This is a genomic window from Roseovarius halotolerans, assembly GCF_900172255.1.
In the GTDB taxonomy this organism is placed as follows: Bacteria; Pseudomonadota; Alphaproteobacteria; order Rhodobacterales; family Rhodobacteraceae; genus Roseovarius; species Roseovarius halotolerans.
Genome location: NZ_FWFU01000002.1, coordinates 18,518 through 33,514 on the forward strand (window position 1 = coordinate 18,518; position 14,997 = coordinate 33,514).

The window sequence follows — 14,997 nt, forward strand, 5'->3', positions numbered from 1 at the left end:
TTCTTTATTCCTCGTTATACCGGTAGCCGATCCCGTAAAGCGTCTCGATCGCCGAGAATTCCTCGTCGACCATACGCAGCTTCTTGCGCAGGCGCTTGATGTGGCTGTCGATGGTGCGATCATCCACGTAAACTTGGTCGTCATAGGCCACATCCATCAGCTGATCGCGGCTTTTGACAAAGCCGGGGCGCTGTGCAAGCGCCTGCAGCAGCAGGAATTCGGTGACCGTCAGCGATACGTCCTTGCCCTTCCAGCTGACCGCGTGGCGCAGCGGGTCCATCCGCAGCTGGCCGCGTTCGATCACCTTGGTTTCCTCGGTGTCGCCCACGATATTGCCGTCCATCGCCTCCTGGCGGCGCAGCAGGGCGCGGATGCGTTCGACCAGCAGGCGCTGGCTGAACGGCTTCTTGACGTAATCGTCCGCCCCCATGCGCAGGCCGAGCACCTCGTCGATCTCGTCATCCTTGGATGTCAGGAAGATCACCGGCATCGAGCTTTTCTGGCGCAGCCGCTGCAACAGGTCCATGCCGTCCATGCGCGGCATCTTGATATCGAGCACCGCCATGTCGGGGAGCTTCTTGCTGAAGGCATCGAAGGCCTGCTGACCGTCATTATACGTATCCACCTCGAAGCCCTCGGCCTCGAGCGTCATCGAGACCGATGTCAGGATGTTTCGATCATCGTCCACCAGGGCGATCTTTGACATGAGATTTGGTCCTTGTGCTGCTCTTCTTCTTGGTTTTTCCCTGCAATATGCGCCGCATTGCCCTTTACAATCAATCCAAAACTGCGAATCACCCCGTGCCCGATCGTCATTCAAGGCAAAAAAATGGCACGCATGGCGAAATTGACTCACTTTGTTGCCGGGCAGCCGCCCTTTGGTTGCGCTAACGATGCGCTGGTTGCGCTAACTGCGCCAAACCGTCCTGTTCTTTTACGGAAACGTCATGCTAAGAGGCCCGCGGGGGCCGGTTTTGACCGACACATCGGCGCCATGCCAGGCGCCACTGCATTTTCGCCGCCCCCCTGCAGGCGGCAAACGCGAACAGGAGCGCGAGACACATGACAACTGGACGGGTGAACCCGGATTTCCGGCTTGAAGATCAGGGCATAACCGGGCTCGGGAATGTCAGCTACAACCTGATCGAACCCGCGCTGATCGAAGCGGCGCTCAAGAATGGCGAGGGCCATCTCGGGCGCGGCGGGGCGTTTCTGGTCACCACCGGCAAGTTCACCGGGCGCTCGCCCAAGGACAAGCATGTCGTCAAGACCGACAGCGTCGCCGACACGATCTGGTGGGAAAACAACGCCGCCATGTCGCCCGAGCATTTCGATGTGCTCTATGACGACCTGCTGGCGCATATGAAGGGCCGCGACTTCCATGTGCAGGACCTGACCGGCGGCGCCGACCCGGCCCATGCGATCAATGTCCGCATGGTGACCGAGCTGGCCTGGCACGGGCTGTTCATCCGCCACCTGCTGCGGCGTCCCGAACCGGACGCGCTGGACAGCTTCACCGCCGATTTCACCGTCATCAACTGCCCCAGCTTCCGCGCCGATCCGGCCAAGCACGGCTGCAACTCCGAAACCGTGATTGCGCTCAATTTCGACCGCAAGCTGATCCTGATCGGCGGCACCGAATATGCCGGCGAGAACAAGAAATCCGTCTTCACGCTCCTGAACTACCTGTTGCCCGAAAAAGGCATCATGCCGATGCATTGCTCGGCCAACCATGCCGATGGCAACCCGGTCGACACTGCCGTGTTCTTCGGTCTCAGCGGCACCGGCAAGACCACGCTTTCGGCCGATCCCTCGCGCACGCTGATCGGCGATGACGAGCATGGCTGGTCGGATCGCGGCACCTTCAACTTCGAAGGGGGCTGCTATGCCAAGACCATCCACCTCAACCCCGAGGCCGAGCCGGAAATCTACGCCACGACCAGCAAGTTCGGCACCGTGATCGAGAACATGGTGTTCGATCCCCAGACATTCGAGCTGGATTTCGACGATGACTCGCTCACCGCCAACATGCGCTGCGCCTACCCGCTGTCCTATATCTCGAACGCCTCGGAAACGGCGCTTGGCGGGCATCCCAAGAACGTCATCATGCTGACCTGTGACGCCTTCGGCGTGCTGCCCCCGATCGCGCGGCTGACCCCGGCGCAGGCGATGTATCACTTCCTTTCGGGCTTCACCTCCAAGGTCGCGGGCACCGAACGTGGCGTGACCGAGCCGGAGCCCACCTTCTCGACCTGTTTCGGCGCGCCCTTCATGCCGCGCCGCCCCGAGGTTTACGGCAATCTTCTGCGCGACAAGATCGCGAAGCACGGCGCGACCTGCTGGCTGGTCAATACCGGCTGGACCGGCGGCGCCTATGGCACCGGGTCGCGGATGCCGATCCGCGCCACCCGCGGCTTGCTGACCGCCGCGCTTGATGGCTCTCTCGGCGAGGTCGAATTCCGCAAGGACGACAATTTCGGTTTCGATGTGCCGGTGGCCGTGCCCGGCGTCGCCGAAGTGTTGCTCGACCCGCGCCGGACCTGGGACGATCCCGAGTCCTATGACCGTCAGGCAGCCAAGCTTGTGCAGATGTTTGCGGATAATTTCGAGCAATACGTTCCCTATATCGACGATGACGTGAAAGCCGCCGCGCTCGGCTGAACGCCCGGTATTGCCCCGGCCCTTGCGGTCGGGGCGGATTCGCCGGCCTGGCCCGACCCTGACATGGCTTTGCAGATCATCGATCGCCCTTTGCGAAGCGTGCGTGGAATCACGCACAAGGATCACGGTAGCGCGTAAATCTTGCCATCGGGTAAATGCGCGGCGCGATGGCCGCTTGGGGCGGTTTTGTACAGACGTTTCGCCCGGCGTCCCGATTTCCGTACAATACCGGCGTACAAAACGGACGTTTTGTACGTCCCTCGCTCAGATCGCCAGCACCCCGCGCCGGATCAGGTTCAGCCCCGCGATCAGAAGCACCAGAAGCGTCAGCTTGCGGAATGTCCGCTGGTCGATCCGGTCCTGGATGCGAAACCCGAGCCACAACCCCGCCAGCGCAGGCAGGACCAGCGCCATCGACAGCGGGGCCGTGGCCGAATTGAGCACGCCTGACACCAAATGTGCCCCCGCCAGCGCCACGGACCCCAACCCATAGATGACGCCCTGCACCCGCATCTGTTCCTGCATGTCGGTGCCCCGCGCGGTCAGCATCGCCACCGTTGGCGGCCCCCAAACGCCTGAAAATCCTGCGAAAAATCCGGCAACCGCGCCCATGATCGCCTCGCCCCTGCGGCCCGAAGCGCCGGGCAGAGCCAGTGGCCGCCCACTCAGCCCCCAAGCCGCGTAAACCGCGACGGGGACGCCAATCATCAATGACATCAATGACTTGGGCAGGTACGGCACCAGCTGCGCCGAGCCCATCAGCAGCACGAATCCCACCAGCAGGAACCGCCAGAACCGCCGTGTCGACTCCCACGCCGCGCCAATCCCTTGCCGCAGCGCCTGCCAGACATTCGTCACCACCGTCGGGATGATCAGCCCGGCCAGTGCGACTTCGGGGGAAACCATTGACCCCAAAGCGGAAATCATCACCATCGGCATGGCGAAACCGACCACGCCCTTGACGATCCCCGCGCCAAGACCAACTGTCAGCAGGACCCCCCAGCCGGCGAGCCCGAGTTCTGAAACCATGCCATCCATACCGTTTCATAGGCCGTCCGGGCGCGGGCTGCACCCGCAAAAAGGAATGCGCAACTTTCGATCAAAATCGACGCAGCCGGGGCATAATAGTTGCGCTGCACCTGCAAAATGGCTAGGACAAGGCCCGACAGGATAAGGATTGATTCATGGCTCGTGACGGACAGGATGCTGCAATGGAAAACCCGATCATTCTCAAGGACTTGCTTGGCCTGACCGAGGCCGCAATCGCGCCCGCCGAGGGCCTGCTCGACTCCGCTCGGACGCATCTGCGCGACCTCGTGGTCGTCGATGACCGCGTTTCCGGCAGCGCCGTCGAGGCCAACCAGTTCGCCGCACATGGTCTCGCCTGGCTCGCCACCTATGTCGAATCCCTGCGCCAGATGCAGGCATGGGCCAACCGCTTGACGGAAATGGGAAAATTCGGCGAGACCGAGCAACTGATTCACCAGATCGCCTTCGGGGAATACCTCTGGCAGATCCGCGGCGGCATCCAGATGAACCAGGGCGAGATCCTGCGCCTCAACGATCTTGGCCTTTCGCCCGCGGACATCGCCGCCCTCGACACGCCCGAAATCGCCACCCTGACCCAGTCGGGCAACACCCAGGCCGCCCGTACCCGCCTTGTGGACCTGATGCAGGAACGCGCCGCCGAGATCACCGTCGGCCATACCGGCCTTGACGACGAACTCGAGATGATCCGCGAACAGTTCCGCCGCTTCTCGGCCGACAAGGTCGAACCCCACGCCCATGAATGGCACCTCAAGGACGAGCTGATCCCGATGGAAATCATCGACGATCTGGCCGAGATGGGCGTGTTCGGGCTGACAATCCCCGAAAACCTTGGGGGTTTCGGCCTGTCCAAGGCGTCGATGGTCGTGGTTTCCGAAGAGCTTTCACGCGGTTACATCGGCGTGGGCTCGCTTGGCACCCGCTCCGAAATCGCGGCCGAACTGATCCTTGCGGGCGGGACGGATGAGCAGAAAAGCAGCTGGCTCCCCCGCATTGCCAGCGGTGAGATCCTGCCCACGGCAGTCTTCACAGAACCCAATACCGGCTCGGATCTCGGCAGCCTGCGCGCCCGCGCGACCAGGGACGAGAATGGCGACTACAAGGTGACCGGCAACAAGACCTGGATCACCCATGCGGCGCGCACCCATGTCATGACCCTGCTCGCGCGCACCGACCCTGACAGCACCGACCACCGCGGCCTGTCGATGTTCCTGGCCGAGAAAATCCCCGGCACCGACGCCGACCCCTTCCCCACCGAAGGCATGACCGGCGGCGAGATCGAGGTGCTGGGCTATCGCGGCATGAAGGAATACGAACTGGCCTTCGACAACTTCCACGTGAAGGGCGAGAACCTTCTGGGCGGCGAAGAGGGCAAGGGCTTCAAGCAGCTGATGGAAACCTTCGAATCCGCCCGTATCCAGACCGCGGCCCGCGCCATCGGCGTGGCGCAGTCGGCACTGGATGTGGCGATGCAATACGCCATCGACCGCAAGCAGTTCGGCAAGTCCCTGATCGAATTTCCCCGGGTTTCCGGCAAGCTGGCGATGATGGCCGTCGAGATCATGATCGCCCGGCAGCTGACGTATTTCAGCGCGTGGGAAAAAGATAACGGCCACCGCTGCGACCTCGAGGCCGGCATGGCCAAGCTGCTGGGCGCGCGGGTCGCATGGTCGGCGGCCGATAACGGCTTGCAGATTCATGGTGGCAACGGTTTCGCGCTGGAATACTCGATCAGCCGCATCCTCTGCGATGCGCGTATCCTCAACATCTTCGAGGGCGCGGCCGAAATCCAGGCACAGGTCATCGCGCGCCGCCTGCTCGCCTGACCAAGGGCCGCGGACACAGCACAACGAAAAGGGGCGCCCGGATATCCGGACGCCCCTTCCCCACTTGGAATCACTCGTTACGGCAAACGCCAGACGGGCCTCAGAAACTCAGGACCGTCGTATTGTCCGCGATCAGTGCCGCGCCCATCTCGGCGGGGTTAGCGGCGGTGATCCCATCAAGCAGCGCGGTGCCGTCCACGCCCTTGTTGGGCAGGTAGATGGCGCAGACCTCGACCTTGGTGCCGGTCTTTTCCATGATCATCTTCATCAGGCCCTGCGGGCTCATGTCCTTGGGCTTCTGCGGTGCGGTGGCGCTTTCGGGCGCCTCCTTCAGCGCCAGGTCGCCCGCCGGGCCGCAAAGCAGGATCTGCGCCTTGGCGCCCTGCTGGATCGTCTGCATGGTCAGCACCATCGACATCAGCTGCGTCTGCGCATCCGGCGAGGTGACGACCGTCACCAGCTTCTTGCCGTCATCCGCCTGCGCGGGGGCTGCCAGCGCCGTCGCTGCGGCCAGGGCACAAACTGTCAGTATCTTCTTCATGGTAAACCTCTATTTTTGGATGGACGTTGGGTGAGAGTCATTCGGGTCGGAACACCTCGCCCGCCACGATGGCGCGCGACGTGCGGATCAGAAGCGCAGCGATGATCGCCACCAGCGCCGACAAGAGCGCGACGCCGATGAACTGATGCGGCTGCGAGCGCATCGCCCCGGCATAGGTGAAACTGGCAATGGTCAGCGCCGCCACCGGAAAGCTGAGCGCCCAGAAGGACATGGCGAAGGGCAGGCGCAGGATGCGCGGCAACTGCACCGCAACGATCAGCGCGAACAGATATGCCCCGTTCAACAGAACCCGTGCAAAGCTGCCGATCTCGCCGGTGAGTTCGACCCAGGCAAGGAACCCCACGGCAGGCGGCGCGATCAGGATCACCAGCGTCGGCTGAAGCCGCTCGGGAAGCGGGTCATGAAAGATCAGCCGGTTCATCACCAGCGTCAACAGCACACTCCAGAAGATCAGCCCGACCGACAGGAAGAACCAGCTCGTCTCGATATAACCCAGCTTCACCCCCGCAATCGGGACAATCACATTGCCCACCGCCGGGATGAACCACGCCGGCGACAGATGCCCGTGCAGGAATGCCCGGCTCCCGATCCAGCCCGATACCACGGCAATCGTCAGCACCCCCTGCCCGGCTGCGCCGACAACCCACATGACATGCGCAACTCCTGGCGACCACGACAGCGTCGCCGTGGACAACAGCAACAAGCCGATGGAAATCGCCGGGAAAAAGGCAAGCCGCACGGGGTGGTTCCACTCGGCCTTGACCGCCTGCGGATGGCGTATCGCCTTGATCGCATAGCCAACTGCAATCACCACGAACAGAATCAGCGTCAGGATATATGCCCCGCTCGACAGCGTCGCGGTCAAGCCGAGCGCGCGTTCACCCGCACGGAGCGCCAGCGTCAGCCCTGACACACCCATGATGATCGTGAATAACGTAATCGGGTAATGTTCGAGCCAACTGTGTCTCTCTTCGCTCATACGCGTCTCCTGAATATACATTCGATACTCAGCATATGAGCGAAGCGATCTCGTTGATCCAGATCAATCCAATCGAGAAACCGGCACTATTTCCGCGCCCGCCGCGAATCCTGCGAAAAAAATCACCGACCGCGTGCAGAATCTTGGGGACATCGTCAGATCCGGACTCTGCAAGACCGACAGCTACAGCGCGGCCGCGATCTCGACCTCCACGGGCTCCAGCCCGTCGATCTCGCCGCGCAGAACGCTGCCGGGATGCACCGGGCCGACACCTGCCGGCGTCCCGGTATAGATCAGGTCACCCGGCAAAAGGTTATAGAAACCAGACAGATGCGCGATCACTTCGGGCACCGACCAGACCATATCGCTCAGTCGCGCCTCCTGCGCGACCGCGCCGTCATGTGTCAGCGCGATCCGCTGCTCACCGGGCGTTCCGAACGCGTCGGCAGGGCTGATCGTGCCCATCAGGGCGGAGTTCTCGAAATCCTTACCCAGATCCCAGGGGCGGCGCTTGTCCTTGGCAGCACCCTGCAAATCGCGCCGTGTCAGGTCGATCCCGCAGGCATAGCCGATCACCGCCTCCATCGCCCGGTCCGTGCCGACGCGCAGCGCAGGCGCGCCGATGGCCACGACCAGTTCCATCTCGTAGTGACAGTCCTGCGTGCCAAGCGGATAGGGGATAGACGCCCCCGACAGGCACAGCGCATGGGCGGATTTGGTGAAATAGAACGGCGCCTCGCGGTCCACCTCATTGCCCATCTCGGCGGCATGGGCGGCATAGTTGCGCCCCACGCAGAAGATACGGCGCACCGGAAATTGGTGGCTCGTCCCCTTCACGGGAACCAGAGGCATGGCGGGCGGGTCGAAAAGCAGTGTGTCGTTGGTCATGACGACGTTATGCGCCCTGCCCCTCTGACTGTCAAAACCCTATCACGCCACCCGCTCCCCGCGCGACCAGACCGAGCGCAGCGCCGGCACCCCGCCCCGCATGGCAAAGCGGATCAGATCGGCGCGCATCCCTTCGGCGATCTCGCCGCGATCCTCCAGCCCGACGCCCCGCGCCGGGTTGCGCGTGACCGTGGCCATTCCGCGCGCCATGTCGCCCCAGGTCTCGCCCAGTTGCACCGCCGCCAGCAGCAGCGCCGAGGGCACGTAGTCCGATGACAATATGTCCAGATGCCCCGCCGCCGCCAGGTCATGCGCCGCCACATTACCGGAATGCGAGCCGCCCCGGATCAGGTTGGGGGCGCCCATGATGACCGCAATCGCGTGGTCGTGGCAGGCGCGCGCGGCCTCCAGCGTGGTGGGGAATTCGGCGATCCGGATACCGTAACCCGCCGATACCGCGACCTGCTCGGGCGTCGTGTCGTCATGGCTCGCGAGAACGGCACCAAAGCGCTTCGCCTCGGCTACAGCCGCCGCCTCGTGCCTGTCCCCGTTGCGCGCGCGCAGCTCCTTGAGCTGAGCGACATGCTCCTGGAACTCGGCGTCGTTCAGTGACAGCTTCCCCTTCACATAGGCTTCCAGCTTGCTGAGATCACGAAACTGCCGCTGGCCGGGCGTGTGGTCCATCAGGCTCACGATGCCCACGCGGTCTTCCTCTCCGAAGGCGGCCAGCTCCTCTTCCAGCGTCTCCGAGCACACCTCGGCGCGCAGATGCAGGAAATGGCTGATCTTCAACGCGTCCCCGGCCCGCAATGCCAGCAATTCGCTGGCCAGCCCGCGGGCATATTTCACGTAGCGCCCCTTGCCGTTCGGGTTCGACCCGACCCGCATCGCATCGAACACCGTGGTAATCCCGGTGCTGGCCAGCTCGGCATCATGCGCGAGGATCGCGGCATTGTGGGGCCAGTCCACCTTGGGGCGCGGCTGGATATGCCGCTCGAGATTATCCGTGTGCAGTTCGATCAACCCCGGCGCGACGACATCGCCGCCGCAATCGACAGCGCCTTTCGGCACCACCTTGCCGGTATCGATCCCTGCGATGGTTCCATCCCGCAGGACAATCGCCCCGGTGACCGTTTCATCAGGCAGGACAAGGGTGGCATTGGCGAGGATGGTCTCTTGTGTCATGAGGATGTCACGCTTCGCTGGCAGGGGTTGGCGCCGAAATGGAGGCAGGCATGGAATTCAGGCGATACGCGGTCTACTACACGCCCGCGCCGGGGCCGCTGGCGGATTTCGGCGCGGCATGGCTTGGCTGGGACATGACCACCGGCGCGGTGCGCCCGCATCCGCAGATTGCGGGGCTGCCCCTCCCGGTGGACGAGATCACCGCCACACCCCGCAAATACGGACTGCACGGCACGATGAAACCGCCATTCCGGCTGGCGGAGGCGGCGACCCCCGGCGCGCTTGACGTCGCGCTCGCATCCTTTTGCGCCGCGCACGCGCCGGTTCACCTGGCGGGGCTCGAACTCGCGCGGCTCGGCAGCTTCCTGGCGCTCTGCCCAAAGGGCGATACCACCCCGCTGAAGGCGCTTGCCGCCGATACCGTGCGCAGCTTCGACAGCTTCCGCGCGCCGCCCGACACGGACGAGATCGCCCGCCGCCGCGCCACCGGCCTCAGTCCTGCGCAGGATGCGCTGCTGCTCGAATGGGGTTATCCCTATGTGATGGAGGAATTCCGCTTTCACATCACCCTGAGTGGCAAGCTGCCCAGGGCACAGGCGCGCCAGACCGTCGAGGCGCTCGCGCCCGTGGTCGCACCGCTCCTGCCCGCGCCCTTCGTGATCGACGGGCTCAGCCTTGCGGGCGAGGATGCGCAGGGGATGTTTCATCTTGTCTCCCGTCACTCCTTCTCGGGGTAAAGCCGGGCATCAATCGCGGCAAGTGTCGCCTCCAGTGGTCCGGCATTGGATATCTCGATCACCCGTTCCAGCCCCTCGGGCAGCGCCAGCGACGCACGGCTGAGCCGCGCCTCGATATCGGCGCGGCCTTCGCGCCCCCTCGCGGCCAGCCGCCCGGCCAGAACCTCGCGCGGCGCGGTCAGGTGCAGCGTGGTGAAGCCGGGAAACCGTGCCTGCGCCTCGCCCAGCACCGAACGCGACAGGTTCACGAGCAGATCCTCGCCCCCGTCCAGCCGCGCTTCGGTCTCGCGCGGAACGCCATACCGCAGCCCGTGCGCGCCCCAGTGGAGCGTGAAATCGCCGGCCTGCACGCGCCGCTCGAACTCCTCGGCGCTCACATCTTCAAACGCCTCGCCAACGGCATAACCGGGGCGCGTGATCACCCGCCGCACCAACCCGAGGCCGGGTCGGCGCGCCGCAAGCCCCTCCATCACGGTGTCCTTGCCCACACCCGAAGGCCCGACAACCCCGATCAATCGCCCGCTCATCACGTCAGCCCCGGCGTAAAGCCCGAAACGTCGATCTCACGATCGCAGACCCGCGCCCGCGCGCTCTCGTCATGAAAGATGCCGACGATCGCGGCGCCCCCCACCTTGGCCTCCTCGACGAGGCACAGCACCGTCTCACGGTTCATCGCATCAAGGCTGGCGGTCGGCTCGTCCAGCAACAGGGCCGGATAGTCATGGGCGAAGCCACGCGCGATATTGACCCGCTGCTGCTCGCCCCCAGAAAATGTGGTCGGGCTGAGCTGCCATAGCCGCTCGGGAATATTGAGCCGCGTCAAAAGGGTGCCCGCGCGCTCCAGCGCCTCGGCGCGCCCATGCCCAAGGGCAAGCAGCGGCTCGGCCACCACGTCCAGCGTCGGCACCCGCGGCACCACGCGCAGGAACTGGCTGACATAGCCAAGCGTGTGGCGGCGCAGGTCCAGGATCTCGCGCGGCGTCGCCGCCGCCACATCCACATCCCCCACGACGATCCGCCCCGAGGCCGCAAGGTAATTGCCATAGATCATCCGCATCAGGGTGGACTTGCCCGCCCCCGACTTGCCGGTCAGCGCCACGCATTCGCCCCGCGCCACCCTCAGCCCGGCCCGCTCCATCACCGGGATCACCGCGCCGCCCTGGTTGTGCAGGGTGAATGTCTTGCTCACATCGTCCAGCTCTATCATCCCGTGTTCCTTCATCTTGCCCCCAATACTCCGGGGGAGTCGCCCTCCGGGCGACGGGGGCAGCGCCCCCGCCTGCGCCTCACACCTGCAACACGCTCGACACCAGCAATTGCGTATAGCCATGCTGCGGATCGTCGAGCACCTGGTCTGTCAGCCCGCTTTCCACCACATGACCGTCCTTCATCACCATCAGCCGGTCCGCCAACAGGCGCACCACGGCAAGGTCATGGGTGACGATGATCGCGCTCAGCCCCATCTCGCGCACCAATCCGCGCAACAGGTCCAGAAGCCGCGCCTGCACCGACACGTCCAGCCCGCCGGTGGGTTCGTCCATGAACACCAGTCGCGGGCCGGTGACGAGGTTGCGCGCGATTTGCAAGCGCTGCTGCATCCCCCCGGAAAAGGCCGTCGGGCGGTCGTCGATCCGATCATCCGGGATCTCCACCCTCCCCAGCCAATCCGTCGCCTGACTCCGGATATCGCCGTAGTGGCGCGCCCCCACGGCCATCAGCCGCTCGCCCACATTTCCGCCGGCACTCACGCCCATGCGCAGCCCGTCGCGCGCATGCTGGTGGACAAAGGCCCAATCCGTGCGCGACAGCATCCGCCGCTCGGGCTCGGACATGGCAAGCGTGTCACGCGGCCCGTCCGCCCGGGTGTCGAACAGCACTTCGCCCGCATCGGGCTCAAGCTGACCAGCCAGACAGCCCAAGAGCGTCGACTTCCCCGACCCGCTTTCGCCGACGATCCCCATCACCTCGCCGGGGTAAAGATCGAACGCCACATCGCGGCACCCAAGGCGCGCGCCGTAGTATTTCGTGATCCCCCTGACCTGCAAAAGCGGTGTCATGCCGCGCCCTCCTGTTTCGCCGCAAGCTGCGCGCCCAGATGGCCCTGCGCCTGACGGGTGCGGCAGTAATCGGTATCCGAACAGACAAACATCCGCCCGCCGCGATCATCGGTGATGACCTCGTCCAGATAGCTGTCCCGCGCACCACAGAGATCGCAGGGATGATCCGCCTTGCTGGCCTCGAACGGGTGATCCTCGAAATCGAGACTGACCACGTCGCTGTAAGGCGGCAGCGCGTAAATGCGCTGTTCGCGCCCCGCGCCGAACAGCTGGATCGCAGGGCAATCCGCCAGCTTGGGATTGTCGAATTTGGGGATCGGCGACGGGTCCATCACATAGCGCCCCTCGACCTTCACCGGATAGGCATAGGCGGTGGCGATGGCGCCATGCTGGCTGATGTCCTCGTATAGCTTCACATGCATCAGCCCGTATTCCTCGAGGCTGTGCATCTTGCGCGTCTCGGTCTCGCGCGGCTCGAGAAAGCGCAGGGGTTCCGGGATCGGCACCTGATAGACCAGGATCTGATCTTCGCTCAAGGGCGCCTCGGGGATGCGGTGGCGGGTCTGGATGATCGTGGCGGCTTCGGTCTCCTCGGTCACCTCGACCCCGGCGGTGCGCTCAAAGAACTTGCGGATCGACACCGCGTTGGTGGTGTCGTCCGCGCCCTGGTCGATCACCTTGAAACGGTCCTCGGGTGTCAGGGTTGCGGCGCTCACCTGCACGCCACCCGTGCCCCAGCCATACGGCATCGGCATCTCGCGGCTGGCGAATGGCACCTGGTAGCCCGGCACCGCCAACCCCTTGAGGATCGCGCGGCGGATCATCCGCTTGGTCTGCTCGTCGAGATAGGCGAAATTGTAGTCGCTCATTGCGCAGCCTCCTTCACCTCTTCGGCCCCCGCCGCCCGGCGCAGCTTGCGCACCAGCTCCAGCTCGGATTGGAAATCGACGTAATGGGGCAGCTTGATATGCTCGAGGAACCCGGTCGCCTGGATGTTGTCGCAATGCATCAGCACGAATTCCTCGTCCTGTGCCGGCGCACCCTGGTCGTCCTCGCCCAACTCCTTCCAGCGCAGCGCCCGATCCACCAGCGCCATCGAAATCGCCTTGCGCTCGGTCTGCCCGAAGACCAGCCCGTAACCGCGCGTGAATTGCGGCGGCTCGGTCTTTGAACCCTTGAACTGGTTGACGCTCTCGCATTCGGTCACGGTGATCTCACCGATCTCGATGGCGAAACCAAGCTCGGGGATGTCCATCTCGACCGCCACAGTGCCGATGCGCAACTCGCCCACGAAGGCATGGTTGCGCGCATAGCCGCGCTGCGTGGAATAGGCGAGGCCCAGAACGAACCCCTCGTCACCCCGCGTCAGCGCCTGCAGCCGCAAGGCGCGCGCGGCGGGCAGCTCCATCGGTTCGCGCGTCAGGTCAGGCGGTGTCTCGCCGCTCTCGTCCTCGGTCTGGATCAACCCCTCGCGGTTCAGGAAACCGGTGATATGGGGCGTCGGCTCCCGCCGCGCCTCGCCTTCAGGGGCGGTCGGGGTCTCGCCTTCGGCCGCCAGTTTGAAATCCAACAGGCGATGCGTGTAATCGAAGGTCGGGCCAAGAACCTGCCCTCCCGGCGCGTCCTTGAACGTGGCCGAGATGCGCCGCTCGCAGGCCATTTCGGCGGTCTTGACCGGCACTGATGAACCGAAACGCGGCAGCGTGGTGCGATAGGCGCGGATCAGAAAGATCGCCTCGATCAGATCGCCGCGCGCCTGCTTGATCGCCAGCGCGGCAAGGTCCGGGTCGTAAAGCGACCCCTCGGTCATCACCCGGTTCACCGCCAGCGCCATCTGCTCGCGGATCTGCGCCACCGAAAGTTCCGGCACGGTCGGGTCGCCGCGCCGCTCTTCGGCCAGCCAGGCATGGGCATTGTCGATCGCCCGCTCGCCACCTTTCACCGCCACATACATCAGTTATCCTCCACTCGCGTGCTGCGCGGCAGGGCCGCGACCCGGTCTTGGCTGGTCAGGAAGAAATCGATCCCGAGCGGGAACAGCGCCGCATTGCGCCGCATGGCCGCCACGTCCGGCAGCGACAGGCGCGTGCTCTCCTTGATGCCCGGTCCTGTCAGCACCGCGCCCTGCGGCGCCAGTTCCGGCATCTCGACGATCAACGTCGCCGAGCGGTCGGGATATTCCGAGGTGCCGATCCGGTAGCCATCAAGCGGCTGCAAATCCGCCCATTGGCCCACCGCGAAAACCGCCTCTGCGGGGCCGACCAGCGGCGCGCCGGTGTGAAATGTGATCCAGTCGCGCACCCCCGCCACGTCCAGCCCGCCTGCCAGATGCATCGGCGTTTCAGGATCGCACAGCGTCAGGATCAGCGCGCCCGCGGCAGCCGACAGCGGCGCGGGCGGCACGGCGCCCGCCAGCGTCTCGATCCGACCGGGGCGCGCCATGGCGTTCATCGCCGCGCGAAAGGCGCGGGCTGCATCGACCGGCGCGTCGGGAAATCCCCCCTCCAGGGCTTCGCTCTGCATCAATCCTCTCCTCGCACCATGGTGAAGAATTCGACCCTTGTCGCCGCCGCCTTGGCGCTTCGGGTGGCACGGATCGCCTGCATCTTCTCCTGCAACGGATCCAGCACCGCCGCACGCAGCGCCTCCGCCTGCGCGCCCTGCATCATCGCGTCGATCTGCGCGGCGCGGGTTGCATGATCCTTGTCGCGCCCCTGCACATAGGCATGGCCGATCTCTCCGGTCTCCAGCTTGATGGAACAGCGCGTCACCGTCATTTCCCCAAGGTTGAATGGCGCGCCCGTCGCGCCCGCCCGCCCCTGGACCATCACGCCCCCGGCCTCCGGCGCGCGCAGAAAGCTATAGGCGGGCGCGTCGCCGAAAGCAGCCCAAAGCCGCGCCAGATCCGCCGGCGGGGCCTTGGCCAGCAGGCTCATCCATTGCTGCCTTGCTTGGGTCTGGGTCATCTGGACACCTTGTGGATTTGTCTAATATAGTATACAACTAGACAAATCATTACCAACCCTGCCCGAGTCGCACAATCCCCGAACGCGTG

At 64.6% G+C, this 14,997-nt stretch carries 16 protein-coding genes; 3 read left to right on the top strand and 13 right to left on the bottom strand.

The features are described 5' to 3' along the window. Positions 1-4: 4 nt before the first annotated feature. Complete coding sequence (locus tag ROH8110_RS06985; protein ID WP_085817073.1) at positions 5-706, bottom strand: response regulator transcription factor; 702 nt, start codon at positions 704-706, stop codon at positions 5-7. 356 nt (positions 707-1,062) lie between these two features. Here ROH8110_RS06985 and ROH8110_RS06990 point away from each other — a divergent pair, with 356 nt between their 5' ends. After that, entirely contained in the window at positions 1,063-2,661 is a 1,599-nt protein-coding gene (locus ROH8110_RS06990; RefSeq protein ID WP_085817074.1) for a phosphoenolpyruvate carboxykinase, read from the top strand. Between the two features lie 264 nt (positions 2,662-2,925). Here the strand turns inward: ROH8110_RS06990 and ROH8110_RS06995 are convergent, their stop codons facing one another. Further along, a complete protein-coding gene (locus ROH8110_RS06995; protein ID WP_085817075.1) occupies positions 2,926-3,699 on the bottom strand; it encodes a sulfite exporter TauE/SafE family protein in 774 nt (257 codons plus the stop codon). Positions 3,700-3,845: 146 nt separating this feature from the next. Here ROH8110_RS06995 and ROH8110_RS07000 point away from each other — a divergent pair, with 146 nt between their 5' ends. Then, the gene (locus ROH8110_RS07000) at positions 3,846-5,534 is read left to right on the top strand and encodes an acyl-CoA dehydrogenase family protein (protein WP_085817076.1); all 1,689 of its coding nucleotides are present in this window, start codon (positions 3,846-3,848) and stop codon (positions 5,532-5,534) included. 100 nt (positions 5,535-5,634) lie between these two features. Here ROH8110_RS07000 and ROH8110_RS07005 read toward each other — a convergent pair whose 3' ends face one another. From ROH8110_RS07005 to ROH8110_RS07020, 4 genes are all read right to left on the bottom strand, one after another. Further along, on the bottom strand, positions 5,635-6,075 hold the full coding sequence (locus ROH8110_RS07005; protein WP_085817077.1) for a DsrE family protein: 441 nt from the start codon (positions 6,073-6,075) through the stop codon (positions 5,635-5,637). 37 nt (positions 6,076-6,112) lie between these two features. After that, positions 6,113-7,075 carry an SLAC1 anion channel family protein gene (locus ROH8110_RS07010; RefSeq protein WP_085817772.1) on the bottom strand — a complete coding sequence of 321 codons (963 nt, stop codon included), beginning with the start codon at positions 7,073-7,075 and terminating at the stop codon, positions 6,113-6,115. A gap of 183 nt (positions 7,076-7,258) precedes the next feature. After that, positions 7,259-7,963, bottom strand: coding sequence for a fumarylacetoacetate hydrolase family protein (locus ROH8110_RS07015; RefSeq protein WP_085817078.1), 705 nt, complete (start codon positions 7,961-7,963; stop codon positions 7,259-7,261). A 42-nt stretch (positions 7,964-8,005) separates the two neighbouring features. Then, entirely contained in the window at positions 8,006-9,148 is a 1,143-nt protein-coding gene (locus tag ROH8110_RS07020; protein WP_085817079.1) for an alpha-D-ribose 1-methylphosphonate 5-triphosphate diphosphatase, read from the bottom strand. Between the two features lie 50 nt (positions 9,149-9,198). Between ROH8110_RS07020 and ROH8110_RS07025 the strand changes: the two genes are divergently transcribed. Next, positions 9,199-9,885 (top strand): DUF1045 domain-containing protein, encoded by a 687-nt coding sequence (locus ROH8110_RS07025; protein WP_085817080.1) that lies wholly within the window; start codon positions 9,199-9,201, stop codon positions 9,883-9,885. On the opposite strand, the gene phnN is transcribed toward ROH8110_RS07025, so the two are convergent. From phnN to phnG, 7 genes are all read right to left on the bottom strand, one after another. Further along, positions 9,867-10,412 carry a phosphonate metabolism protein/1,5-bisphosphokinase (PRPP-forming) PhnN gene (phnN, locus tag ROH8110_RS07030; RefSeq protein ID WP_085817081.1) on the bottom strand — a complete coding sequence of 182 codons (546 nt, stop codon included), beginning with the start codon at positions 10,410-10,412 and terminating at the stop codon, positions 9,867-9,869. The two genes, ROH8110_RS07025 and phnN, sit on opposite strands and share 19 nt — an antisense overlap. Continuing rightward, complete coding sequence (gene phnL / locus ROH8110_RS07035) at positions 10,412-11,092, bottom strand: phosphonate C-P lyase system protein PhnL (protein ID WP_085817773.1); 681 nt, start codon at positions 11,090-11,092, stop codon at positions 10,412-10,414. The genes phnN and phnL overlap by 1 nt, the downstream gene beginning before the upstream one ends. Positions 11,093-11,171: 79 nt before the next feature. Continuing rightward, positions 11,172-11,942 carry a phosphonate C-P lyase system protein PhnK gene (gene phnK, locus ROH8110_RS07040; RefSeq protein WP_085817082.1) on the bottom strand — a complete coding sequence of 257 codons (771 nt, stop codon included), beginning with the start codon at positions 11,940-11,942 and terminating at the stop codon, positions 11,172-11,174. Then, positions 11,939-12,811, bottom strand: coding sequence for an alpha-D-ribose 1-methylphosphonate 5-phosphate C-P-lyase PhnJ (locus tag ROH8110_RS07045; RefSeq protein WP_085817083.1), 873 nt, complete (start codon positions 12,809-12,811; stop codon positions 11,939-11,941). The genes phnK and ROH8110_RS07045 overlap by 4 nt, the downstream gene beginning before the upstream one ends. Beyond that, positions 12,808-13,896 carry a carbon-phosphorus lyase complex subunit gene (locus tag ROH8110_RS07050; protein ID WP_085817084.1) on the bottom strand — a complete coding sequence of 363 codons (1,089 nt, stop codon included), beginning with the start codon at positions 13,894-13,896 and terminating at the stop codon, positions 12,808-12,810. Before ROH8110_RS07050 ends, ROH8110_RS07045 begins: the two co-directional genes overlap by 4 nt. Next, entirely contained in the window at positions 13,896-14,465 is a 570-nt protein-coding gene (gene phnH, locus ROH8110_RS07055; RefSeq protein ID WP_085817085.1) for a phosphonate C-P lyase system protein PhnH, read from the bottom strand. Before phnH ends, ROH8110_RS07050 begins: the two co-directional genes overlap by 1 nt. Next, positions 14,465-14,908: a phosphonate C-P lyase system protein PhnG gene (gene phnG / locus ROH8110_RS07060; RefSeq protein WP_085817086.1), complete on the bottom strand. Its 444-nt coding sequence runs from the start codon at positions 14,906-14,908 to the stop codon at positions 14,465-14,467. The genes phnH and phnG overlap by 1 nt, the downstream gene beginning before the upstream one ends. Positions 14,909-14,997: the final 89 nt, after the last annotated feature.